The sequence below is a fragment of the Micromonospora sp. URMC 103 genome (assembly GCF_051386435.1).
Lineage (GTDB): Bacteria > Actinomycetota > Actinomycetes > Mycobacteriales > Micromonosporaceae > Micromonospora.
Window position 1 is genome coordinate 468,590 of the sequence record NZ_JBPQTR010000004.1, and the last position, 21,919, is coordinate 490,508.

General features: G+C 72.3%; 22 protein-coding genes and 2 pseudogenes. 15 read left to right on the plus strand and 9 right to left on the minus strand.

From position 1 onward, the window contains the following. Positions 1-293 precede the first annotated feature (293 nt). On the minus strand, positions 294-500 hold the full coding sequence (locus ACSNOA_RS05755; RefSeq protein WP_436656884.1) for an acyl-CoA carboxylase subunit epsilon: 207 nt from the start codon (positions 498-500) through the stop codon (positions 294-296). Between the two features lie 93 nt (positions 501-593). Between ACSNOA_RS05755 and ACSNOA_RS05760 the strand changes: the two genes are divergently transcribed. Together ACSNOA_RS05760 and ACSNOA_RS05765 are read left to right on the plus strand one after the other, a co-directional pair. Beyond that, on the plus strand, positions 594-2,630 hold the full coding sequence (locus ACSNOA_RS05760; protein ID WP_436656885.1) for a protein kinase domain-containing protein: 2,037 nt from the start codon (positions 594-596) through the stop codon (positions 2,628-2,630). A 35-nt stretch (positions 2,631-2,665) separates the two neighbouring features. Continuing rightward, on the plus strand, positions 2,666-2,962 hold the full coding sequence (locus ACSNOA_RS05765) for a hypothetical protein (protein WP_436656886.1): 297 nt from the start codon (positions 2,666-2,668) through the stop codon (positions 2,960-2,962). Positions 2,963-3,055: 93 nt separating this feature from the next. Here the strand turns inward: ACSNOA_RS05765 and ACSNOA_RS05770 are convergent, their stop codons facing one another. After that, positions 3,056-3,808 (minus strand): GH25 family lysozyme, encoded by a 753-nt coding sequence (locus ACSNOA_RS05770; RefSeq protein ID WP_436656887.1) that lies wholly within the window; start codon positions 3,806-3,808, stop codon positions 3,056-3,058. Between the two features lie 190 nt (positions 3,809-3,998). On the opposite strand from ACSNOA_RS05770, the gene ACSNOA_RS05775 reads away from it, so the two are divergent. From ACSNOA_RS05775 to ACSNOA_RS05790, 4 genes are read left to right on the plus strand one after another with little or no spacing between them, the layout of a single operon-like run. After that, entirely contained in the window at positions 3,999-4,742 is a 744-nt protein-coding gene (locus ACSNOA_RS05775; protein ID WP_436656888.1) for a M50 family metallopeptidase, read from the plus strand. 29 nt (positions 4,743-4,771) lie between these two features. After that, positions 4,772-5,755, plus strand: coding sequence for a ketopantoate reductase family protein (locus tag ACSNOA_RS05780; RefSeq protein ID WP_436656889.1), 984 nt, complete (start codon positions 4,772-4,774; stop codon positions 5,753-5,755). A gap of 60 nt (positions 5,756-5,815) precedes the next feature. Further along, positions 5,816-6,316 (plus strand): SigE family RNA polymerase sigma factor, encoded by a 501-nt coding sequence (locus ACSNOA_RS05785; protein ID WP_436656890.1) that lies wholly within the window; start codon positions 5,816-5,818, stop codon positions 6,314-6,316. After that, positions 6,309-7,181, plus strand: coding sequence for a hypothetical protein (locus ACSNOA_RS05790; protein ID WP_436656891.1), 873 nt, complete (start codon positions 6,309-6,311; stop codon positions 7,179-7,181). The genes ACSNOA_RS05785 and ACSNOA_RS05790 overlap by 8 nt, the downstream gene beginning before the upstream one ends. A 196-nt stretch (positions 7,182-7,377) precedes the next feature. On the opposite strand, the gene ACSNOA_RS05795 is transcribed toward ACSNOA_RS05790, so the two are convergent. Continuing rightward, on the minus strand, positions 7,378-8,961 hold the full coding sequence (locus ACSNOA_RS05795; protein ID WP_436656892.1) for an acyl-CoA carboxylase subunit beta: 1,584 nt from the start codon (positions 8,959-8,961) through the stop codon (positions 7,378-7,380). An 84-nt stretch (positions 8,962-9,045) separates the two neighbouring features. On the opposite strand from ACSNOA_RS05795, the gene ACSNOA_RS05800 reads away from it, so the two are divergent. Together ACSNOA_RS05800 and ACSNOA_RS05805 are read left to right on the plus strand one after the other, a co-directional pair. After that, the gene (locus tag ACSNOA_RS05800) at positions 9,046-9,921 is read left to right on the plus strand and encodes a biotin--[acetyl-CoA-carboxylase] ligase (RefSeq protein ID WP_436656893.1); all 876 of its coding nucleotides are present in this window, start codon (positions 9,046-9,048) and stop codon (positions 9,919-9,921) included. 184 nt (positions 9,922-10,105) lie between these two features. Beyond that, the gene (locus ACSNOA_RS05805; protein ID WP_436656894.1) at positions 10,106-10,678 is read left to right on the plus strand and encodes a PH domain-containing protein; all 573 of its coding nucleotides are present in this window, start codon (positions 10,106-10,108) and stop codon (positions 10,676-10,678) included. 245 nt (positions 10,679-10,923) lie between these two features. On the opposite strand, the gene ACSNOA_RS05810 is transcribed toward ACSNOA_RS05805, so the two are convergent. From ACSNOA_RS05810 to ACSNOA_RS05820, 3 genes and pseudogenes are all read right to left on the minus strand, one after another. Then, positions 10,924-11,643, minus strand: coding sequence for a GtrA family protein (locus tag ACSNOA_RS05810; protein WP_436656895.1), 720 nt, complete (start codon positions 11,641-11,643; stop codon positions 10,924-10,926). Positions 11,644-11,705: 62 nt separating this feature from the next. Next, positions 11,706-12,302: pseudogene (locus ACSNOA_RS05815) on the minus strand (GtrA family protein); the annotation flags it as partial. Between the two features lie 164 nt (positions 12,303-12,466). Continuing rightward, positions 12,467-12,557, minus strand: a pseudogene (locus ACSNOA_RS05820) (GtrA family protein); the annotation flags it as partial. 139 nt (positions 12,558-12,696) lie between these two features. On the opposite strand from ACSNOA_RS05820, the gene ACSNOA_RS05825 reads away from it, so the two are divergent. The 4 genes from ACSNOA_RS05825 (at position 12,697) to ACSNOA_RS05840 (ending at position 16,977) form a co-directional block, all read left to right on the plus strand. After that, positions 12,697-14,541, plus strand: coding sequence for a phosphoenolpyruvate carboxykinase (GTP) (locus tag ACSNOA_RS05825; RefSeq protein WP_436656896.1), 1,845 nt, complete (start codon positions 12,697-12,699; stop codon positions 14,539-14,541). 37 nt (positions 14,542-14,578) lie between these two features. Continuing rightward, positions 14,579-14,896, plus strand: coding sequence for a hypothetical protein (locus ACSNOA_RS05830; protein WP_436656897.1), 318 nt, complete (start codon positions 14,579-14,581; stop codon positions 14,894-14,896). Positions 14,897-14,984: 88 nt separating this feature from the next. Continuing rightward, positions 14,985-16,175 carry a geranylgeranyl reductase family protein gene (locus ACSNOA_RS05835; protein WP_436658327.1) on the plus strand — a complete coding sequence of 397 codons (1,191 nt, stop codon included), beginning with the start codon at positions 14,985-14,987 and terminating at the stop codon, positions 16,173-16,175. A gap of 31 nt (positions 16,176-16,206) precedes the next feature. Further along, positions 16,207-16,977 (plus strand): isoprenyl transferase, encoded by a 771-nt coding sequence (locus ACSNOA_RS05840; protein ID WP_436656898.1) that lies wholly within the window; start codon positions 16,207-16,209, stop codon positions 16,975-16,977. 45 nt (positions 16,978-17,022) lie between these two features. On the opposite strand, the gene otsB is transcribed toward ACSNOA_RS05840, so the two are convergent. The 3 genes from otsB to ACSNOA_RS05855 form a co-directional block, all read right to left on the minus strand. Then, on the minus strand, positions 17,023-17,847 hold the full coding sequence (otsB, locus tag ACSNOA_RS05845) for a trehalose-phosphatase (RefSeq protein ID WP_436656899.1): 825 nt from the start codon (positions 17,845-17,847) through the stop codon (positions 17,023-17,025). 69 nt (positions 17,848-17,916) lie between these two features. After that, on the minus strand, positions 17,917-18,270 hold the full coding sequence (locus tag ACSNOA_RS05850) for a hypothetical protein (RefSeq protein WP_436656900.1): 354 nt from the start codon (positions 18,268-18,270) through the stop codon (positions 17,917-17,919). Positions 18,271-18,432: 162 nt separating this feature from the next. After that, on the minus strand, positions 18,433-18,876 hold the full coding sequence (locus tag ACSNOA_RS05855) for an XRE family transcriptional regulator (RefSeq protein WP_436656901.1): 444 nt from the start codon (positions 18,874-18,876) through the stop codon (positions 18,433-18,435). Positions 18,877-19,140: 264 nt separating this feature from the next. Here ACSNOA_RS05855 and ACSNOA_RS05860 point away from each other — a divergent pair, with 264 nt between their 5' ends. The 3 genes from ACSNOA_RS05860 (at position 19,141) to ACSNOA_RS05870 (ending at position 21,700) form a co-directional block, all read left to right on the plus strand. Beyond that, the gene (locus tag ACSNOA_RS05860; protein WP_436656902.1) at positions 19,141-19,485 is read left to right on the plus strand and encodes a hypothetical protein; all 345 of its coding nucleotides are present in this window, start codon (positions 19,141-19,143) and stop codon (positions 19,483-19,485) included. Positions 19,486-19,516: 31 nt separating this feature from the next. Further along, positions 19,517-19,858 carry a hypothetical protein gene (locus tag ACSNOA_RS05865; protein WP_436656903.1) on the plus strand — a complete coding sequence of 114 codons (342 nt, stop codon included), beginning with the start codon at positions 19,517-19,519 and terminating at the stop codon, positions 19,856-19,858. 426 nt (positions 19,859-20,284) lie between these two features. Next, a complete protein-coding gene (locus ACSNOA_RS05870; protein WP_436656904.1) occupies positions 20,285-21,700 on the plus strand; it encodes a PhoH family protein in 1,416 nt (471 codons plus the stop codon). Positions 21,701-21,919: the final 219 nt, after the last annotated feature.

The following is a 21,919-nucleotide window of genomic DNA, read 5'->3' on the forward strand; positions in this document are numbered from 1 at the left end:
CCCACCGACTCCGGGGGCGCATCGCCGCGACAGCCGGATCGGGGCGCGGCGGCGGCCGGCTGGGGCGCGGACCACAGCGCCACGAGAGCCGCGTCGCGGCAAGCGCCACACCGAAAGGCCGCACCGCAAAGGCCACACCGCCACGAGAGCCGCGTGGCGGCAAGCGCCGCACCGCAAGGGCCACACCGCCACGAGGGCCGCACCCTCACGAGGACCGCATCACCGCGACAGTCGCGTCGCCGCAAGGACCGCGACGGCAGCGGCCATCAGCCGGCGGCGAGCCGGCTCCGACGTCAGCGCGGCAGGCCGGACGCCCGCCAGGCGCCGGGGCCGGGGGCCACCGGGGCCGGCCGGCCGCTGCGCGCCCACGCGGACACGGCGACGGGGGCGGGTGCGGCGGTGGGCCGTGAGCGGGCCACGACGGCGCCCACGAGCGCGGCCAGTTCCTCGGCGGTGGGAGCCCCGCGGACGACCCGGAACAGCGGCTCTTCGGCAGACATGCGCCCAGCGTACGCGCCGGACGACCTCGACCTTCACCGCAGTGTGGCGTGCCGGCGGTGTGGCGGTCGGTGGCGCCGGGTACCGTCTCTGCGATGTCGAACGCGCTTCCCCAACTTGTCGCTGACCGATACCGGCTGATTTCGCCGCTCGGTCAGGGTGGCATGGGTCGCGTGTGGAAGGCGCGCGACGAGGTGCTGCACCGCGACGTGGCGATCAAGGAACTGGTTCCGCCGCCCAGCCTCACCAACGACGAGCGCCGGGAGATGCGGGAACGTTCGCTGCGGGAGGCGCGGGCCATCGCCCGGCTCAACCACATCAACGTCGTCCGCATCTTCGACGTGCTGCGCACCGACGGCGACCCGTGGATCGTCATGGAGTACGTCGCGTCGAAGTCGCTGCAGGACACGCTCGCCGAGTCCGGCCCGGTGTCACCGGCTCGCGCCGTCGAGATCGGGCTCGGGGTTCTCGGGGCGTTGAAGGCTGCGCACAAGGCCGGCGTGATGCACCGGGACGTGAAGCCGGGCAACGTGCTGCTCGGCAACGACGGCCGGGTGGTGCTGACCGATTTCGGTCTCGCCACCATCCCCGGAGACCCCAACGTCACCCGCACCGGCATGGTGCTGGGTTCGCCGGCGTACATCGCGCCGGAACGGGCACGCGACGGCACCGCGGGGCCGGAGGCCGACCTGTGGTCCCTGGGCGCCACGCTCTACGCGGCGGTCGAGGGCAAGTCGCCGTACGCGCGGCCGTCCGCGATCGCCACCCTCGCGGCGCTGGCCACCGAGCCGCTGCCTCCGCCGAAGAACGCGGGCCCGCTGAAGCCGGTGCTGCAGGGGTTGCTGCGCAAGGACCCGAGCGAGCGGATCAACGCCGAGGTGGCGGAGCGGTTGCTGCGCCGGGCCAGCGGCAAGCGCGGGCGGGGGATCTCCCTGCTCGACGGCGTACGCCGGCCGGGCCCGAACGGCCCACGCGTGCCCCGCCCGACGGTGGTGCCCGCGCCGCGCCCGGCCGAACCGGCAGATCGGCCGGTGACCCCACCGGCGCCGCGGACGCCTCCGGCGGCCGGCGCCGCGGCGGCGGCCGGACCGGCGGCGGACCCCACCGCGAAGGTGCCGACCGGCGCCGACGCCGCCCCGACCGCGAAGGTCGACCCTCCGTCTACCGCGGACGCCACGCCCACGGAGCTGGTGGACCGCGAGCCCGCAGCCGCGGACGCCGCGCCCACGGCGGCGGTCGACCGGCCGACCGCCGTCGAGGACCCGGCGGACGTTCCGGCCGGCGACCCGGTGGACGAGGCGGACGCGACCGGAACGACCGACGCGACGCCCGAGCCGACGACGCCCGAGCCGGCCAGGCCCACGTCCGTTCTCCCGGTGAGCCCCTCCGCGTCACCCGCCGGGCGGGCGCCCATCCCGCCGCCGTCGAACGCGCCGTCCGACCACCGGCGGCGCAACCTGCTGATCGGCGCGCTGGTGGCCGTACTCCTGGTGGGTCTCGCCGTGGTCGTGCCGCTCCTGAGCAGCGGCGACGACCCCGACGGCGGCGGCACCCCGCAGGCCGACGGCAGCAGCGTGGCGTCGGCGTCGGCGACCGCCCCGGAGAGCTCCGCGCCCGCCGCGCCGCCGCCGACCAGCGCCGCGGCGAGCCCGACCGCGTCGGCCAGCCCGTCCACCGATCCGAATGCGCTGCCGCCCGGCTGGACCATGCACGAGGACGCCGCCGGCTTCAAGCTGCCGCTGCCACCCGGTTGGAAGGGCAAGCGGGTCAGCGGCGACACGGTCGTCTTCGAGGAGGTCGACGGGGTGGGTGAGCTGCTCGTCCAGTGGACGGACCGCCCCCAGCCGGACGCCTTGGCGGACTGGGAGGAGAAGGAGCCGGCGCGCAAGAACTACGTCAGCAACTACCAGAAGATCAGCATCAAGCGTTGCGACTTCTGGAAGACGTGCGCCGACTGGGAGTGGCTGGAGACCCGCGACAACACCCGGATCCACGTGCGGAACCGGGGCTTCGTCACCGCCCACAACCGTGGCTACGCCATGCGGTGGGAAGTGGCGGACCGGGACTGGGCGGCCCGGCTTCCCGACTTCGAGCGGATCGCGAAGGGCTTCGTGCCGGACCGCAAGGACTGACCACGGGATTTCGTGTCGTTGCGAGACTCGTTCGCATGACCTCCCACCGTCCGGGGTACCTGATCTCCGACGACGGAAGGAGGTACGACATGGGTTGCCGACGGAGGGACGCCCGGCCGCGGGTGGCACTGTGGATGCTCGTGGCGCTCGGCGACGCGGTCCTGCTCCTGGCCAGCATCGGGGTCCCGGCGCTCATCGCGCTGCTCAGCGTCGTGGCCGTCACCGCCGCCGGAGTGGGCGCCTGGCGGGTGAGCCGCCGCGCCTCCCTCGTCCGTGAGGACCCCCTACCCGCCCGCGTCGCGGTGCCGGTGGGGAACCGGCGCCGGGCCTGACCCCGAAGAGGTCGCCGTGGCGGCAGCCGGACCGGTTGTCGACCGTACGGTCGCAGTCGATCCCGCTGCCGCCACCGGAGCACCTCGGGGGGATCAGGTGTTGTTCGCGAGGGCGATCAGGCGGGAGCGGTCGCCGTTCCAGTAGTTGCGGTCGACGGCCCCGCTGATGCCGGAGACGCTGCCGGTGCTCGTGTACTGCCAGAAGCTCCAGAACGGCGCACCGGCCGGCAGGGTGCCGGGCGCGCTGGCCCAGCGGGCGATCCACAGCGGGTGGTTGGCCCACGGCCCGGTCCAGCTGCCGGTGCACTGGTTCCACCAGCTCGTGGTGGTGTAGATGACGGCGTAGCGGCCGGTGCGCGAGCGGTACGTGTTGAGGAAGTCCTGCACCCAGTTGCGCATGCCGGTCGTGCTGAGGCCGTAGCAGTAGCCGCCGGTGTACGGGTTGGCCTCGAGGTCGAGCGCCGCCGGGAGGGTGCGGCTGTCGGCCGACCACGCGCCGCCGTTGGACGCCAGGTAGTTGGCCTGGACCGCGCCGGAGGAGATGTTGGGCCGGGCGAAGTGGTACGCGCCGCGGATCACGCCGGCGTTGTACGCGTTGACGTAGTTCGCGTTGAAGTTCGGGTCCTTGTAGCTCGTGCCCTCGGTGGCCTTGATGAAGGCGAACTCGATGCCGGCGTTGCGGACGCTGGTCCAGTTGATGCTGCCCTGGTAGCGCGACACGTCGATGCCGGCGACCGTGGCGGCGGAGGCCGGGCCGGCGGTGGCGACGAGCGCGGCGGCCGCGGTGGCGACGACGGTGAGGCCGGCCGCGAGGATCCGACGCAGGGGTGATCTGGTACGGGACATGGGAGCCTCCAAGGGGGCGGATCGATTGATGGAAATCTTTGGAGATAACTACCCAAGATCGCAAGGGGGCCTAAAGAAACTTTCATAGGCGGTGGTATGGACGGCCGGGATCTGGACCGAAGGTCGCCGTCCGACCACGCCTCGTCACGGAGGTGATCTCCGGCCGGACGTGCCGGTAGGCTCGCGCCCCATGGTGTCGTTCGACGGGCTGACCGACCTCTGGGACCGGCTGTTCGGCGCGCAGCCCGACCCGCCGCCGTTGCTGGTCCTCGTGACGGCCGCGGTCGCGCTCGTGGTGGTCTGCACCCGGCTGCCCTGGCGGATCGCCCGCAACGCCGTGACGATCGCCCACGAGGGCGGGCACGCGCTGGCGGCCCTGCTCACCGGTCGCAAGCTGCGCGGCATCCGGCTGCACTCGGACACGTCCGGTCTCACGCTCTCCGCCGGCCGTCCCACCGGGCCGGGCATGGTCCTCACCCTGCTCGCGGGATACGTCGCCCCGCCCCTGGTCGGGCTGGCCGGCGCCTGGCTGCTCGGGGACAACCGGATCACGCTGCTGCTCTGGCTGGCCGTCGTCCTGCTGCTCGCGATGCTCATCATGATCCGCAACGCGTTCGGCGTGGTGTCGCTCCTGGTCACCGGCGGGCTCGTGCTCGCCGTCTCCTGGTACGCCACGCCGCAGGTGCAGGCCGCCTTCGCGTACGCCGGGGTGTGGTTCCTGCTGCTCGGCGGCGTACGGCCGGTTGTCGAGCTGCAACGGCTGCGATCCCGGGGGCGGATGCCCGCCTCCGACGCCGACCAACTGGCCGGGCTCACTCCGTTCCCGGCGTTCTTCTGGGTCGTCGTCTTCGCCCTCGTGAACCTCGCGGTGCTGCTCGTGGGCGCCACCCTGCTTGCCGATCCGCTCCTCGCCGACAGCGGCCTCGCTCTCTGACCGGCCCCGAGCAGGGGCAGAATGAGGGCGTGCGGTATCTGATCATCGGAGCGGGAGCGGTCGGCGGGACCATCGGGGCACGCCTCGCGGCGGCCGAACACGAGGTCACGCTGGTGGCGCGGGGCGCCCACCTGGCCGCGATCCGCGAGCGCGGGCTGACCCTGCGGCAGCCGGAGCAGGAACGGACCGTCCGGCTCCCCGCGACGGACCGCCCGGACTCCCGGCCGCTGCCCGCCGACACCGTGCTCGTCCTCACCGTGAAGTCGCAGGACACCGAGGCGGCGCTGGCCACCTGGGTGGACGCGCCGGTGGCCGGCGGTGGCACGGCGGGCGAGCGGCTGCCGCTGTTCACCGCACAGAACGGTGTGGCCAACGAGGGGGCCGCGCTGCGGCTCTTCGCCCGGGTGCACGGCGTGTGCGTCTGGCTTCCCGCCACCCACCTCGAACCCGGCGTCGTGGTGGCCAACGGGCACCCGCACCCCGGAGTCCTGCACCTCGGCCGCTACCCGTCCGGTTCGGACGACACGGACCGCGCGGTCGCCGCCGACCTGACGGCCGCCGGCTTCGTGGCGCCGGTGCGGGCCGACGTGATGCGCTGGAAGTACGGCAAGCTGCTGGGCAACCTCGGCAACGGGTTGCAGGCGCTGTTCGGCCAGGACATCCCGGAGGATCTCGCCGAGCGCGTACGGGCCGAGGGCGAGGCGGCGCTGGCCGCGGCCGGCATCCCGCACACCGACCGCCACGAGGAGGCGGCCGCGCGCGGTGACCTCGTGCGGCACCGGCCGGTCGGGGGCGAGCAGCGGGCCGGCGGCTCCACCTGGCAGAGCCTCGCCCGTGGCGCGGGGTCCGTCGAGACCGACCACCTCAACGGGGAGATCGTGCTGCTGGGCCGGCTGCACGGCGTACCGACGCCCGCCAACGCCGCCGTGCAGCAGGCGGTACGCCGGGCCGTCCGCGAGCGGATCCCGGCCGGCGGGTACCCACTCGCCGAGTTGACCAAGTTGCTCGGCTGAGCAGGCAACCCGAGGCACGGCCCGGCGCGTGTCACCTGCGACCGCACGGGAGGTAACCAGGTGCCCGACGTCGAGGGATTCGACGAGTTCTACCGGGGCAGCCGGCAACGGCTGCTCGGTTTCGTCTACGTGCTCACCGGCAACCTCGCCGAGGCGCAGGACGCGGTGCAGGAGGCGTACATCCGGGCCTGGCAGCGCTGGTCGACGGTGAGCGGCTACGACGACCCGGAGGCGTGGACCCGGGTGGTGGCCAGCCGCATCGCGGTCAGCCGCTGGCGGAGCCTGCGCAGCCGGGCCCGCGCGTACCTGCGGCACGGCGCCGTCGAGACCGTGCCGCCGCCGGGCACCGAAACGGTCGAGGTGGTGGCCGCGTTGCGCCGGCTCCCCGAGGAGCAACGCACCGCCATCGCCCTCTACTACCTGCTCGGTATGCCGGTCGCCGAGGTGGCCCGCGAGACCGACGCTCCCGTGGGCACCGTGAAGGCCCGCCTCTCCCGGGGGCGCGCCGCGCTCGCCGGGCTGCTCGCCGTCTCTGACCTGGAGGAGGCCGCCGATGCGTGACGACCTGATGTTCGTCGACCAGGTGCAGCGGGAGCTGCGCGACGTGCGCTGGCCCGGCCCCGAGGAGATCCGCGCCCGGGCCCGACGGCGCACCCGGCGGAGGATCGCCGCGGCGACCGCCGTGCTGGCCCTCGCCGGGACCTCTGCGATGGCCGTCGCCGGTGCCGGTGTCGTTGGCCCGCCCGCCGAACCGGCCCTGCCGGCGGCCTCGGCCACACCGGACAACCAGATCCGGCACGAGATCAGCGCCGACGCGCTGCTGCTGCCGGCCGACCTGCAGCAGAAGGTGGACGTGCAGCTCAGCCAGTCGGGAATGGCCGAGCCGGTGCGGATCGACGACCTGCTCGGCCTCTGCCGGACGAGCCAGGGGCTGCCGGAAGGCTGGCAGACGTCCCGCTGGTCCCGCTCCCAGTCGCTGCTGTGGAAGCAGGCGTACGGTGACCGCCAGGTCGGTGGCACGGTCCTGACTCAGGACCTCTACCGGCTGACGCCGGAGGCCGCCACACAGGTCCTCTCCGGCCTCGACGAGACGATCGCCCCGTGCGCCGAATGGCGGAACGTCGCGCCGGGCGGGAGCGGGGGGCGCGTCGGCGCGACGGAGGTGGTCCACCGGTGGTCGGTGACGCGGCGCGGATTCGCGGGGGACGACTCCGCCATGCTGCGGCTCTCGCTCTCGGCCGCCCGGGACGTGCGGACCGGGCGGACGCTCGGCGGAGATTCGGCACCGAGCAGCGTGGCCGTCGTCCGGGTCGGTGACCTCGTCACGGTGCTCCGGCCGGGTCAGGACGGAACGGAGCCGGAGTTGGCGAAGCTCGCCGTGGTGGCCGCCGACCGGATGTGCGCCGCAGCCAATCCGGCCTGCTGACCCGCACGCCAGCCCCACTGACCCCCGCGACGGCCCCGTGGATCCGTGGGGGCCGCGCGGATCCGCGGGGGCTGCGTGGATCCGCGTCAGCCCGTTGATCCGCGCAACTTCCGGGACGTGGTCCCCTCCCACGGCCGGGAGGGGGCACCGTCCCTGAAGTTGCGCGGATCTTGGCGCGCGGCAGGGCGGCGCGGACCTACAGCGGGATGTTGCCGTGCTTCTTCGGCGGCAGGGTCTCGCGCTTCGTACGCAGCACCCGCAGCGCGCGGACGATCTGACTGCGGGTCTCGTGCGGCGGGATCACCGAGTCGACGTACCCGCGTTCCGCCGCGATGTACGGGTTGGCGAGGGTGTCCTCGTACTCGGCGATCTTCTCGGCGCGCAGCGCGGCCGCGTCCTCGGCGCCGGCCAGCTCCGAGCGGTAGAGGATGTTCACGGCGCCCTGCGCGCCCATCACCGCGATCTGCGCGGTCGGCCAGGCGAAGTTCAGGTCCGCGCCGAGGTGCTTGGAGCCCATCACGTCGTACGCCCCGCCGTACGCCTTGCGGGTGATGACCGTGACCTTCGGGACGGTGGCCTCGGCGTACGCGTAGATGAGCTTCGCGCCGCGGCGGATGATGCCGTCCCATTCCTGGCCGGTGCCGGGGAGGAAACCGGGAACGTCCACGAAGGTCAGCACCGGGATGTTGAAGGCGTCGCAGGTGCGCACGAACCGGGCCGCCTTCTCCGACGCGGCGATGTCCAGCGTGCCCGCGAAGTGCATCGGCTGGTTGGCCACCACACCGACCGGGCGCCCCTCGACGCGGCCGTAGCCCACCACCATGTTCTGCGCGTACAGCGGCTGGACCTCGAGGAACTCCCCGTCGTCCAGCACGTGCTCGATCACCCGGTGCATGTCGTACGGCTGGTTGGCCGAGTCCGGGATCAGCGTGTCCAGCTCCCGGTCCGCGTCGGTGACGTCGAGGTCGGCGGGAGCGTCGTACACGACCGGCTCGTCGAGGTTGTTCGACGGCAGGTACGACAGCAGCGCCTTCACGTACTCGATCGCGTCCTCCTCGTCGGACGCGAGGTAGTGGGCGTTGCCGCTGCGGGTGTTGTGCGTACGCGCGCCGCCCAGCTCCTCCATCCCCACGTCCTCGCCGGTGACCGTCTTGATGACGTCCGGGCCGGTGATGAACATGTGCGAGGTCTGGTCGACCATCACGGTGAAGTCGGTGACCGCGGGGGAGTAGACGGCGCCGCCCGCGCACGGCCCCATGACGAGCGAGATCTGCGGGATGACGCCGGAGGCGCGCACGTTGCGGAAGAAGATCTCGCCGTAGAGACCGAGACTGACCACGCCCTCCTGGATCCGGGCGCCGCCGGAGTCGTTGATGCCGATGACCGGGCAGCCGATCTTCATGGCCAGGTCCATGACCTTGACGATCTTCTCGCCGAACACCTCGCCGAGGGAGCCGCCGAAGACCGTGAAGTCCTGGGCGAAGACGCAGACCTGGCGGCCGTCCACGGTGCCGTAGCCGGTCACCACGCCGTCACCGTACGGGCGGGTCCTCTCCAGGCCGAAGTTCGTGGACCGGTGCCGGGCCAACTCGTCCAGCTCGACGAAGGAGCCCTCGTCGAGCAGCAGCTCGATCCGCTCCCGGGCGGTCTTCTTGCCCCGGGCGTGCTGCTTCTCGACCGCCCGCGCCGACCCGGCGTGCACCGCCTCGTCGACCCGCCGGTCCAGGTCCGCCAGCTTGCCCGCCGTGGTGTGGATGTTGATCCCGGTGTCGGTAGTCACCCACGGAATATAACGATGGTTCAGGACCGGGCCGCTGTGCAGTACACCTCACTGCCCGCCGTCGGGCCGCCGTAGGCTGGCGGAATGCCGGGTTCCCCGTACACCGATCTGGACCGCCCGCCCCTGTCGGCGGCGCGGCTGCGCCGGGCTCTGGTGGCCCCGTACGGTCCGTGGAGCCGGCTGGAGCTGCACGCCGAGACCGGCTCCACGAACGCCGACGCGGCGGAGGCGGCGCGGGCGGGCGAGCCGGAGGGGCTCGTGGTGGTCGCGGAGCGGCAGAGCGCCGGGCGCGGGCGCCGCGGCCGGGTGTGGCAGTCGCCACCGCGGGCCGGCATCGCGACGAGCGTCCTGCTCCGGCCCGGCGAGGCGGTTCCGGAGAAGGGCTGGGCCGCGGTGCCGCTCACGGGGTACGGCTGGCTGCCGCTGCTGGCCGGCGTCGCGCTCGTGGAGGCGGTGGCCCGCCTGGCCGAGCTGGACGCCGTGCTCAAGTGGCCGAACGACCTGCTCATCGGAGGCGCGAAGTGCGCCGGCGTGCTCGCCGAGACCGCTCCGGGAGCGGCGCCGGCCCAGCCGCCGGCCGTCGTGGTCGGCATCGGGCTCAACGTCACGTTGCGGGCCGAGGAGCTGCCGGAGAACCCCACCGGCCTGCCGGCCACCTCGCTGCAGCTCGCCGGGGCCACGGCCACCGACCGCGATCCCCTGCTGCGGGCACTGCTCCGCTCGGTCGCCGACTGGTACGACCGCTGGCGCACGGCGGGCGGGGACGCCGTCGGCAGCGGCCTGCGGGAGGCCTACCTGGCCGCGTGCGCCACGGTCGACCGCCCGGTACGCGTCCTGTTGCCCGGCGGTGGCGAGGTGACCGGCACCGCCACCGGCGTGGACCCCGACGGCCAGCTCGTGGTCGAGACGCCGGACGGAGAGCGTCACCTGGCCGCCGGCGATGTCCTCCACCTGCGCTGACCCCGTACCCCCGCGATCTTGCAGTTTGTGCCTCGCCAGACGGGATAAAAGGGGCAAACAGGGGGCGTAAAGTGCAAGATCGCGGCGGCGGGTGCGTGCCGGGCGCGGGCCGGCCGCGCGGCTGATGGCCCGATGGGCGGTGACCGGTTACGGTCACCCCGTCCGTTCCTGCGAGGAGGTTTCCGTGGCGTTCCCCGAAGACGTGCTCACCGAGGACGAGCATGTCGTGTTGCACCTGCACCCGCACTGGAAGGCGCTGATCCGGCCGGTCGTGGTGCTGGTGCTCGCCGTCGCCGCGGTGGTGGCCGGCGTGGCCCTGCTCCCCTCCGGCGGCGGCGGGTCGATCGCGCTGGCCGTGATCGGTGTGCTCGCGCTGGTCGCGGTGCTCTGGTTCGCGCTCTGGCCGTTCCTCGTGTGGCGCACCACCCACTACCTCTTCACCAACGAGCGGGTGCTGCTCCAGCACGGCGTGTTCTCGCGGGACCGCCGGGACATCCCGCTCACCCGGGTCAACGACCACTCGATGAACCAGCGCTTCCTCGAGCGGCTGCTCGGGTGCGGCACGCTGACCATCGAGTCCGCCGGCGAGCGCGGCCAGTCGGTCCTGGCCGACGTGCCCCGGGTGGGCCAGGTCCAGACGAAGCTCTACGAACTGGTCGAGGCGCAGCACGACAAGCACTCGCTCGGCGACGGTGAGATGCGCGAGATCCTCGCCGACATGCGCGAGGGCAAACCGCTCCGCGACCCGACACCCTGACCGGCCCCCCAGCCCGGCCCGGGCCCCTGCCGGGCCATCGGCCGTCGCCCTCCCCGTTGATCATGAAGTTATTGCTGCGACACGCCGGTCAGGGCGGCAATAACTTCATGATCACGCGGCGAAGCGGCGGGCACGCGGCGAGGGCGGCGGGCACGCGGCGAGGGCGGCGGGCACGCGGCGAGGGCGGCGCGGGCCACGGCGAGGCGGCGCGGACCGCGGCGAGGCGGCGCGGGCCGCGGCGGGGGTCAGCGGCGTGGGTGGCGGCGGGTGATGGGTTCGAGTTCGGCCAGCTCGGCGTCCAGGTCGACGCCCGTGAGGCCCGTGTCCAGGTGCGGGGTGCGCTGGGGCGCCGGGGTCACGGACTGGCCGTTCGGCACACCTCTCGGCCGGCCCGGCTCCTCGCCCTGCGCCGGCTCGGCCTCCTCGAGTTCCGAGACCGACTCGGCAAGCTCGGCGACCGGGTCCATCTCCGCCATGGTGTCCCACTCGTCCCGCGGGATGCGGTGCCAGTTCTCCTCGGTGGGAACGGGCGCGGGTGGTTGGAAGACGAACGTCCGGTAGGACCAGAAGCGGAACATCGTGGCCAGGAGCACGCCGCCGGTCTTCGCCGCGTTCAACGCGAGGAGGCTGGTCACGCCGAGGCCGTACTTGGCCGCGGCGAGGACGCCCAACTCGATGAGCAGGCCCGTCGCGTTGAAGAGGAAGAACAGGACATACTCGCGCCGAAGTGCCGACTTCGGTCGGTCCCGGTACGTCCAGTGACGATTCATCAGGTACGAGGTGATCGTCGCCACCACGGTGGCGATGACCGTCGCCTTCAGCTGACCGTCGACGAAAACGGTCAGTGCCAGCGCATTGAACACGGCGTAATTGATAGCGGTGTTGATGCCACCGACGATGCCGAATTTGAGCGCCTCGTGGATGAACTTCTGCCAGCGCTCAGGCAGCAGACGGACAAGACGCATGCGGAACACCTTAGGGCAGTGGGTTGGGCCGGTCGCTCCGGCCGGACAGGATGGGCGGAAGGTCACGCCCCGTGATCTCGGTCGTACGTCGCTTCCGGAACGGCTGGGGTTCCCGCTTCGACGAAGACGAACCGTCGATAGGACCAGAACCGGAACAGCGTCCCGAGCCCCGTGCCGACGATGAAGCTGGCGATGTTGTCGGCCAGCGGGGTGCGGAAGACGTCCGGCCAGACGCTGCCCAGCCCGTAGCGGCTGATGGCGAGGCAGGCGACGGCGATGCCCAGGCCCACACCGTTGAAGAAGAAGAACAGCGCGTACTCGCGCGCGGGATTGTTGCGCTGCCGGTGCCGCCACGTCCAGAACCGGTTGCCGACGAAGGCGACGGTCGCGGCCACGACCGTCGAGATGGTCTTGGCGGTCACCTGCTCCATGCCGCGACCGGCGGTCAGGTAGTTGAACAACGCGAAGTCGAGGAGGAAGGCGACCCCGCCCACCGTGGCGAACTTGCTCATCTCCCGGATGAGGTGGCCGAAGCGGTCCACCAGTGCCCGGAACGGACCGGTGCGCGTCCCTGGAGAGCTCGGCTGCTCTCCCGTCATCGTCGCGGCCACCCGCCGAGCCTACCGGCTGGGGGCACCTGGCACGGGTAGCAACGGGTTTCGGGGGCGGCCGGCATCGCCAGCGCCTCCCGCGTCCGCCGTGGACATGAACCGAGCGTAGTCACCGGGTCCACCGAGCGGGGGCGGAACGGTGGATCCCGTACGACCGGCGCGGGTCGTACCGGGGCGGGTCGGAAACCGGCGCGCGGACATCCGGCGACGGAGGTTCCGTTGAAGATTTGCGTGAAACTGCGCGCAAAAACGGGTATCAGCTCGTGATGCCGCAGCGTGGCCGTACCTTGTGCAGTTCTTCACAACCAGTACCACTGACTGGGGAGGCTGCCCGGTTTACGCTGAGCCCAATCCCAGGTTTCCACGTAGGCGCAGCGGTTCCCGCCCGCCCAGACTCGTGCATCCCATAGATCGGTCAGCGTCGACCACAAGGAGATGTGTCATGGTTGCTCCGGCTACTGTTCGGGGTATCGATCAGGCCCCGACGTCCCATCCGAAACTGCTCGCCTGGGTCCGTGAGGTGGCGGAACTGACCACACCCGACCGGGTGGTCTGGGTGGACGGGTCCGACGAGGAGTGGCGTCGCCTCACCGACGAGCTGGTCGAGGCCGGCACGCTGATCCGCCTGAACCCGGAGAAGAAGCCGAACTCGTTCTACGCCCGTACCGACCCGTCGGACGTCGCCCGGGTCGAGGAGCGCACCTTCATCTGCTCGGTCGACGAGGCGGACGCCGGTCCCACCAACAACTGGATGGCGCCGGCCGAGATGAAGCGCGTCATGACGGACCTCTACCGGGGTTCCATGCGCGGCCGCACCATGTACGTCATCCCGTTCGTGATGGGCCCGGTCGAGGCGAAGAGCCCCATGTTCGGCGTGGAGATCACGGACAGCGCGTACGTGGTCGCCTCGATGCGGATCATGACCCGGATGGGCAAGAAGGTCCTCGACGCCATGGGGAACGACGCGGACTTCGTCCACGCGCTGCACTCGATCGGCGCGCCGCTCGCCCCCGGCCAGAAGGACGTGGCCTGGCCGTGCAACGAGACCAAGTACATCTCCCACTTCCCGGAGACCCGCGAGATCTGGTCGTTCGGTTCCGGGTACGGCGGCAACTCCCTGCTCGGGAAGAAGTGCTACTCGCTGCGGATCGCGAGCGTCATGGGCCGCGACGAGGGCTGGCTCGCCGAGCACATGCTGATCCTGAAGATCACCTCGCCGGAGGGTCGCGTCTACCACATCGCCGGCGCCTTCCCGTCGGCCTGCGGCAAGACCAACCTCGCCATGCTGGAGCCGACCATCCCGGGGTGGAAGGTCGAGACGATCGGTGACGACATCGCCTGGATGCGCTTCGGTCCCGACGGCCGCCTCTACGCGGTCAACCCGGAGTTCGGCCTCTTCGGCGTCGCGCCCGGCACCGGCTGGAAGAGCAACGCCAACGCGATGCGCACGCTCGACCGCGGCAACTCGGTCTTCACCAACGTGGCCCTCACCGACGACGGCGACGTCTGGTGGGAGGGCATGGGCGACCCGCCGGCGCACCTGACCGACTGGAAGGGCAACGACTGGACGCCGGAGAGCGACAGCCTCTCCTCGCACGCGAACAGCCGTTTCTGCACGCCGATCACGCAGTGCCCGATCCTCGCCGAGGACTACTACGACCCGAACGGCGTGCCGATCGACGCGATCCTCTTCGGCGGTCGCCGCCGGGACACCATCCCGCTGGTCACCGAGGCGCGCGACTGGGTGCACGGCGTCTACATGGGCGCCACGCTCTCGTCCGAGACCACCGCGGCGGCCTCGGGCGCGGTCGGCGTGGTCCGCCGCGACCCGATGGCGATGCTGCCGTTCATCGGCTACCACGCCGGCGACTACTTCCGGCACTGGATCGAGATGGGCAAGGGCGCCGACGGCGACGAGTCGAAGCTGCCCCGCATCTACTACGTCAACTGGTTCCGCAAGGACCCGGAGGGCAACTTCCTCTGGCCCGGCTTCGGCGAGAACTCGCGCGTGCTCAAGTGGATCGTCGAGCGGATCGAGGGCAGCGCCGACGCGGTGGAGACGCCGATCGGCATGGTCCCGGCCCAGGACGCGCTGGACGTCGAGGGTCTGGACATGACCCCGGAGGACGTCCGAATCGCGCTGAAGGTGGACCCGGAGGAGTGGCGCAAGGAGCTGCCGCTCGTCACCGAGTGGTTCGAGAAGTTCGGCGACAAGCTGCCCGGTGTGCTGTGGGCCGAGCTGGACGCGCTGCGCGAGCGGCTCGACGCGGAGCAGCCGCGGCGATAGGTGTACCGCGCCCCGCCCCGGGGCATCTTCCGATCCCGTGAGGACGGCCGCCGAGACCGAGGTCCGGCGGCCGTCCGCCGTCCGGGCGCCGACCTCGCTGCTCGCGGTGACGGCGGCGGCCACCGTCGTGGTCGAGCTGCTCGCCCGGTGGTACGCCCCGGAGCAGGGTTTCGGGCTCGCGGTCCGGACCGGCTGGGCGATGCTGCGCTCGCTCGGTTTCGTGGTGCTCGTCGGGCACGTCCGTCGTGTTCGGACGGTGGCCCACCCGTTCGGGCTGGTCCTGGCCGTCCCCGAGGCCTGTCGATCATGGAGTTGTTGCGGCGACACGCCGGCTGCCGGAGCAATGACTTCATGATCACGCGGGCCGGGAGGTCGGGCATCCGTGCGACGTGCCGGTGCGGGGTCGACGATCGGGCGTCCCCGGAGGGCATGATGGGGTGAGCTTGGTCACCGGCCGGGGCGGCGGCGGTCCGCCGGGGGAGGGCGACTCCGTGAGCGACGAGTTCGACGTGGTGGTGGTCGGCGCCGGTCCGGCGGGTTCGGCCGCCGCCCTGGCGGCGCGGCGGGCGGGCGCGCGCGTGCTGCTGCTCGACCGGTCAGACTTTCCGCGGGACAAGGCGTGCGGGGACGGGATAGCCGCCCACGCGCTGGACGTCCTCGACGAGCTGGGCGTGCCGGACGCGGTCGCCGGATATCCGCCGCTGCCGGCGTTGCGGCTGGTGGGCCCGGGTGGCGGCACGGTCGCCCGGGAGCTGCCCCGGCCGGCGTACACGGTGCCCCGGACGGTCTTCGACGCCCGGCTGGTCGCCGCGGCCGTGGCGGCCGGCGCGGAGCTGCGCCGGCACGCGGTACGCCGGGTCGAGCAGCACGCCGACCGCGTGGTCCTCGACGGCGAGCTGGTGGCCCGGGCCGTGGTGGGCGCCGACGGGGCCGGCTCGGTGGTGCGCCGGGTGCTCGGCAATCCGGTGAACCCCGACCGCCATCTCGCGCTCGCGATGCGGGGCTACGCCCCGGCGCTGCCCGGGCCGCCCGAGCAGCTCATCGTCACCTCGCACGCCCGCTGGCCGGCGTACGCCTGGTCGTTCCCCATCGGCGACGGCCGGGCGAACGTCGGGTACGGGGAGGTTCTTCGCGGTGAGGCACTGACCCGCACGCACCTGCTGGAACGGCTCGCCGCGCTGCTGCCGGGCACCGACCCGGCCACGGTCGAGGGCCTGCGGGCGCACCACCTGCCGCTGTCGACGCACCGCCCGCCGCCGGGCCGGGGGAGGGTCGTGCTGGCCGGGGACGCACTCTCGCTGATCAATCCGTTCACCGGTGAGGGGATCTTCTACGCTCTGCTCTCGGGCGCGCTGGCCGGCGCGTCGGCGGCCGGGTCACCGGGGCGGGCCGCCGCTCGCTACGCCGACGCGCTGCGCCGCCGGGTCGGCGCCCACCTGCGGCACAGTTCGATGGCGGCCTGGCTGGCGCGGCGCCGGGGGGTGGTCGACGCGGCGGTCCGTGCGGCGAGGCGGGACGACCGGGTCTACCGCGCGATCGTGGAACTCGGGCTGGGTGACGGCCGGCTGGACGCCCGCACCCTCGCGATGATCGGCATCGGTCTGCGGGCGCGGGATGAGGCTCCGCGGCGATGATGTGCCTGGCGGGTCGCTACGCTGCTAGGTGATGTCTCTGCGGAACCTTGTCTACTCCGTGTACGAGCGCCGCCTGCGGGCGAAGCTCGTGGGCAAGCCGGTGCCCCGGCACGTCGGCGTCATGTGCGACGGCAACCGCCGGTGGGCCAAGGAGATGGGCTTCGTCGACCCCAACGACGGGCACCGGGTCGGCGCCGCCAAGATCAAACATGTGCTCGGCTGGTGCGACCAGGCAGGTATCGCGCACGTCACCCTCTACCTGCTGGCCACCGACAACCTGCGCCGCCCGGCCAGCGAACTCGAGCCGCTGCTCCAGATCATCGAGGACCTGGTGGTAGAGCTGGCCGAGGAGGGCAACCCGTGGCGGCTGCGGATGGTCGGCGCGCTCGACCTGCTTCCCGCGCAGACGGCCGCCGCGCTCAAGGGGGCCGAGGAGCGCACGCGGGGCCGCAGCGGCGGCGCCGAGGTCAACATCGCGGTCGGCTACGGCGGTCGCCGGGAGATCATCGACGCGGTCCGCTCGCTCCTGCTGGAACACGCGGCGGGTGGCGGCACCATCGAGGAGCTGGCCGAGACGCTCGACGTGGAGCACATCGCCGAGCACCTCTACACCCGCGGGCAGCCGGACCCGGACCTGGTCATCCGCACCAGCGGCGAGCAGCGCCTCTCCGGCTTCATGCTGTGGCAGTCGGCACACTCGGAGTTCTACTTCTGCGAACTCAACTGGCCCGACTTCCGGCACATTGACTTCCTGCGGGCGCTGCGGTCGTACGGCAACCGGCAACGGCGCTACGGCGCCTGACCGCCCCGCCCGCCGCCTCTGCGCCGAGCGGGTGCGCGTCGGCCGTCAGCCCAGGTGGTGGGTGGCCTCGGTCAGGAAGTCGCCCAGGGCGGCGGGGGAGTCGATGGTGAGGTCGGCGGCGTCGGCCACCTCCTGACCCGTCTCCGGGTTGGCCACCGCCACACAGACGCCGAAGAAGCCCGGGTCGGTCGTGGCGCGCGCCCGGAGCGCGGCGAAGGCCTTGATGTCCGACACGTCGTCGCCGAAGTACCAGGCGCCGTCGGCGTCGCGGATCACCTCGCCGATCACCATGCCCTTGTCGCGGTCGACCGGCGGCTTCAGCTCCAGCACCATCCGGCCCGCCTGCACGCGCAACCCGAGCCGGTCGGCCTGGGCCCGGCCCCACTCCTGCACCGCCTCGCCGAGCTGCGGCGCGGTGCGCCAGTGCAGCGCCACGGACAGCCGCTTGTACTCCACCAGCGCGCCGGCGGGAAGCTCGGCGCGAGCCTGGTCGGCCAGCTCGGCCATCGTCGGCACCCAGGGCAGCGCGGCGGGCTCGGTCACCGTCTCGCCGCCCGAGTGACTGTGCTCCAGGCCGTAGAGGCCGTAGAGGTCGATGCCGTCGAGGCCGCCGAGGTGGTCGCGCAGGAACTCGACCGGCCGGGCCGACACGATGGCGATCCGGCGTACGAGCGGGGCGAGCGCCTCGATCGCGGCCAGCACCTTCGGCGCGGGGCGTACGGCGGTCGGATCGTCGTCCACCGGGGCCAGGGTGCCGTCGAAGTCGAAGAAGAGCACGGTCCCGGCCGCCCGGCCGGCGGTCGTCCGCCACGCCTCGTCGGCGTTCAGCGGGGTCTTCGGCTGCTGGTTGCCCAGATTCAACGGCGGCACGCGCGTCAGCGTACCCCGGTGGCGGCGGCTCATTCGTGGCCCGGAAGCGGCGTCGGCGGGGGCGGCGCGTCAGCGTTCGGCGGCTCCCCGTCCCCGGCGCCCGAACGGCACGACCGAAGCCTCCTGACCGTGGCTGAGCAGGTAGCCCTCCACGAATCCGGTGTTGCGGTCGCCGGCGCGTGACTCGATCTCGTTCAGCCGTGCCACCAGGAACTCGGTGAGAGCGCTTACGCGGTCGTTCAACCGCTCGTGCAGCTCGGCGAGCACCGCAAGGACGACAGCGGTGCCGGCGGCCACGAGCGCGAAGAGATTGACGAGCAGGGGAAGCTGCCCGCCGTCGACCACCAGGGTCACCGCGTTCCCGGTGGCGCACAGTGTCACCGACACCGTGGCCACCACGACTGCCAACCATTTCAGGGTCATGGACAGACCCCTCCTTCTGTCCCGCAGGGCTGGGTTCGGCCTTGTCCCGTCCCCCCGCCGACGACGAGCCCAAGCAGTACGAATAGGGACGCTAGCGTGCCCGTTCCGGCCCCGGAGCGAAACGAATGAGTCTGGCCTGCCGTTCTTTCGCCATCTGAGGAACTAGCCCGCTTCTTTACCGCGCTTTCGGACACCGAGCGGGAGAGTTGGACGATAGGCGAGATAACGAATGGTTTCGCGAATGTGGAACTTCTCCGCGTCGGACACGTTCGGGTCCACCAGTCGACGCAACAGTGCCTCGACGTCGGGGTCCATCGGAGGGGCGGGCTGGTTGGCGCGCGGGGCCGTGGCGGTGCGGTCCCAGCCGAGGGCGGCGAACGCGGTGGCCGGGTTGAGCCCGAGGCCCTCGCAGAAGGCGACCACCCGCTCCGCCTCCGGGTCGCTCGCCCAGTCGCCGCGCACCCAGCGGTTGATGGTCTGGCGCGAGACGCCGGTGCGCCGGGAGACCTCGGTGCCGCTCCACGCCCGTGTCGCGCGCGCGTCGTCGAGCGCACGCCGGACGAAGGTGGCGAAGGCGATCTTCCGGGCGTTGGCGGTCTCGGTCACCCGGTGACGGTACGACCACTCCGCGGCAGAGGTGGTCCCTGGCACGCTGTTGTCACGCGAACGTGACGGCTCGTTCGGGTTTCCGGTAAACGATCCAGCGCCGTTCCTGAGGGGCGTCACAGGGGCAGAATAGATGCCCGTAGGTGTCGGAGTAAACGAACGAAAAGCTGATACTGTCACGTACATGGGACAACCTACGGTGTGTCACGTGCCTGAGACGACTGGTGCTCACAAGCGTCACGCCCCCGGTGCGGGGGAGGTGTGGTGACCGAAATCGCGACCCGTGCTCAGGCCTTCGGCCTGATCGCCGAGGGCGTCGCCGCCGGGCTGAGCGCCCCCTGGCGCCTCTACCTCGCGCGGGGTTGCCGCTACCTCTCCCTGAGCGTGGGTGACCGGGCCGAGTGGAACGCCTGGCGCACCCACCTCGGGTGCCCGGAGCTGAGCGTGCGGGTCTACGACTCCGGTGGGGAGATCCGCCGGTCGTCGGTGGCGGAGGTTGTCCTGGACGGCTGCCGGATCAGTGTCGAGCTGGTCGAGGAGGTCAGCACCGACGACCTGGACCGGTTGCTCGTCGCCGATCCCACATCGGTCGAGCCGGAGGAGCGATGATCCGGCCACAGCGGCACCCGGGAGAGACTCGATGAGCCCGTTTCTCGCGATCTTCCTCGTGCTCGTGCTCGGCGCGACAAGCTACGCCGCCGGGCGGCTGCACGGGCAGCTCAGCTACCGCATCGGCTACCGGTTCGGTTACCGCCAGGGCTACTTCGACGGCGACCGCGGCGCCTGGAACCGCCGCCGCCGGGACGCCCAGGCCGCCATCGCGTCGGCGCTGGCGGCGGCCCCGCCGAGCACCATCCGGGTGAGCGGAGCGGTCGCCCGCCCCGGCCCCGGCACCACCTACACCGGTTCGTCGTTCTCGACGCCGGCCGCACCGGTCACCGGGCGGCACCCGACCGGCACCCTGGTGAGACGGACCGGTTGAACGGCCGGCGGGGTGCCTGCGGGGCGCCCCGCCGGCCGGCACCCGAGACGCGGTGCGTCGTCCGCGGCGGACACGCACCGTCGGGGCCACGTCAGACCGGTGACGGTGGTCCCACCGGCCGGGATGCGCGCAGGGGGCATGCATCCCGGCCGGCCCGCCGCCCCGTGGCCCGGCAGCCGGCGTGCCCGATCGCGCCGGCTGCCGCGGGCGGCCGTTCACCTGCCCGTCCCCCGGGAGTCACGATCGACCTCTAGCCGGGATGCCCGCGCACGGCTAGCGTCTTAGGCATGGCACGGGGTTCTCCCGGGCCAACCGGCAAGCCCGGACCTGCGACCTCGCGCACGGGGCCCGCATCCGACCCCGTGTCCCCGGGCACCGGAGGAGGCGGAACGCGGGTGTCCGGGTGCACATCCGCCGGAGCAGCCTGTGACGACTCGTCGTACGACCGCCGGTGCCGACCAGACCCCGGCCGCGACCGCCACGACCCGCCGCGCCACCCGGAGCCGCCGCAGGGCGGTCGACGCGCCGGCCGACGCCAAGGAGCCCCGACCAGCAGGCCAGGCCTTCGTCCTGGACACCTCGGTGCTGCTCTCCGACCCGGCGGCGTTCCATCGCTTCGCCGAACACGAGGTGGTGCTGCCGCTCGTGGTGATCTCGGAGCTGGAGGGGAAGCGGCACCACCCGGAGCTGGGCTGGTTCGCCCGCCAGTCGCTGCGCATGCTCGACGAGCTGCGGGTGCGGCACGGCCGGCTGGACCGCCCGGTGCCCGCCAACGACGTGGGCGGCACGCTGCGCGTCGAGCTGAACCACACCGACGACGGCGTGCTGCCACCGGGATTCCGCACCGAGAGCAACGACGCGCGCATCCTCTCCGTGGCGCTCAACCTGGCCGCCGAGGGGCGTGCGGTCACGCTGGTCAGCAAGGACATGCCGCTGCGGGTCAAGGCCGCGTCGGTGGGCCTGCGGGCCGACGAGTACCGGCACGGTCAGGCCAGCGATCCCACCTGGACCGGGATGGCCGAGCTCTCGCTCGGTGAGGAGGAGATCGGGCGGCTCTACGCCGGCGAGGTGCTCGACCTGGACGAGGCGGCCGGGCTGCCCTGCCACACCGGCCTCGTGCTGCACTCCGCGCGGGGGTCGGCGCTCGGCCGCGTCCTGCCCGACAAGACCGTACGACTGGTGCGCGGCGACCGGGAGGCGTTCGGCGTCCACGGGCGCTCGGCCGAGCAGCGGATCGCCCTGGACCTGTTGCTGGACGAGTCGATCGGGATCGTCTCGCTCGGCGGCCGGGCCGGCACCGGCAAGTCGGCCCTCGCCCTCTGCGCCGGTCTGGAGGCGGTGATGGAGCGCCGCCGGCACAAGAAGGTGGTCGTCTTCCGCCCGCTCTACGCCGTCGGCGGGCAGGAGCTGGGCTATCTCCCCGGCTCGGAGTCGGAGAAGATGTCGCCCTGGGCGCAGGCGGTCTTCGACACCCTCGGTGCGGTCGTGCACGAGAACGTGCTGGAGGAGGTCACGTCCCGGGGCCTGCTGGAGGTGCTCCCGCTGACCCACATCCGCGGCCGGAGCCTGCACGACGCGTTCGTGATCGTCGACGAGGCACAGTCGCTGGAGCGGGGCGTGCTGCTGACCGTCCTGTCCCGGATCGGGCAGGGCTCGCGGGTCGTGCTCACCCACGACGTGGCGCAGCGGGACAACCTCCGGGTCGGCCGGCACGACGGCGTGACCGCGGTGATCGAGGCGTTGAAGGGCCATCCGCTCTTCGCCCATGTCACGCTCAGCCGGTCGGAGCGGTCCCCGATCGCGGCCATGGTGACGGATCTCCTGGAGGACATCCCGAACTGATGACTGGTTTGTAAGCGTTCGTCCCGATAATTTTTGTGGCGCAAGTCACAAATCTGCCTCTTGGTTTCCCATCAGCCTCACTGTGCGCCATCGTTTCCCACGAGCGCCTCCGCACCGGAGAGATCGTCGGGAATCGTTCGTCACACCCGTCACGACCACCGGTACGCCGGCAGCCGCCGGCACCGTCGGGGCGCTCACGGCGTGGCAGCGGTCCCCGAC

Coding starts and splice junctions, on each gene's coding strand:
- ACSNOA_RS05755 (WP_436656884.1), bottom strand. CDS start 500: ATGTCTGCCGAAGAGCCGCTGTTCCGGGTCGTCCGCGGGGCTCCCACC.
- ACSNOA_RS05760 (WP_436656885.1), top strand. CDS start 594: ATGTCGAACGCGCTTCCCCAACTTGTCGCTGACCGATACCGGCTGATT.
- ACSNOA_RS05765 (WP_436656886.1), top strand. CDS start 2,666: ATGACCTCCCACCGTCCGGGGTACCTGATCTCCGACGACGGAAGGAGG.
- ACSNOA_RS05770 (WP_436656887.1), bottom strand. CDS start 3,808: ATGTCCCGTACCAGATCACCCCTGCGTCGGATCCTCGCGGCCGGCCTC.
- ACSNOA_RS05775 (WP_436656888.1), top strand. CDS start 3,999: ATGGTGTCGTTCGACGGGCTGACCGACCTCTGGGACCGGCTGTTCGGC.
- ACSNOA_RS05790 (WP_436656891.1), top strand. CDS start 6,309: ATGCGTGACGACCTGATGTTCGTCGACCAGGTGCAGCGGGAGCTGCGC.
- ACSNOA_RS05800 (WP_436656893.1), top strand. CDS start 9,046: ATGCCGGGTTCCCCGTACACCGATCTGGACCGCCCGCCCCTGTCGGCG.
- ACSNOA_RS05810 (WP_436656895.1), bottom strand. CDS start 11,643: ATGCGTCTTGTCCGTCTGCTGCCTGAGCGCTGGCAGAAGTTCATCCAC.
- ACSNOA_RS05825 (WP_436656896.1), top strand. CDS start 12,697: ATGGTTGCTCCGGCTACTGTTCGGGGTATCGATCAGGCCCCGACGTCC.
- ACSNOA_RS05840 (WP_436656898.1), top strand. CDS start 16,207: ATGTCTCTGCGGAACCTTGTCTACTCCGTGTACGAGCGCCGCCTGCGG.
- ACSNOA_RS05850 (WP_436656900.1), bottom strand. CDS start 18,270: ATGACCCTGAAATGGTTGGCAGTCGTGGTGGCCACGGTGTCGGTGACA.
- ACSNOA_RS05865 (WP_436656903.1), top strand. CDS start 19,517: ATGAGCCCGTTTCTCGCGATCTTCCTCGTGCTCGTGCTCGGCGCGACA.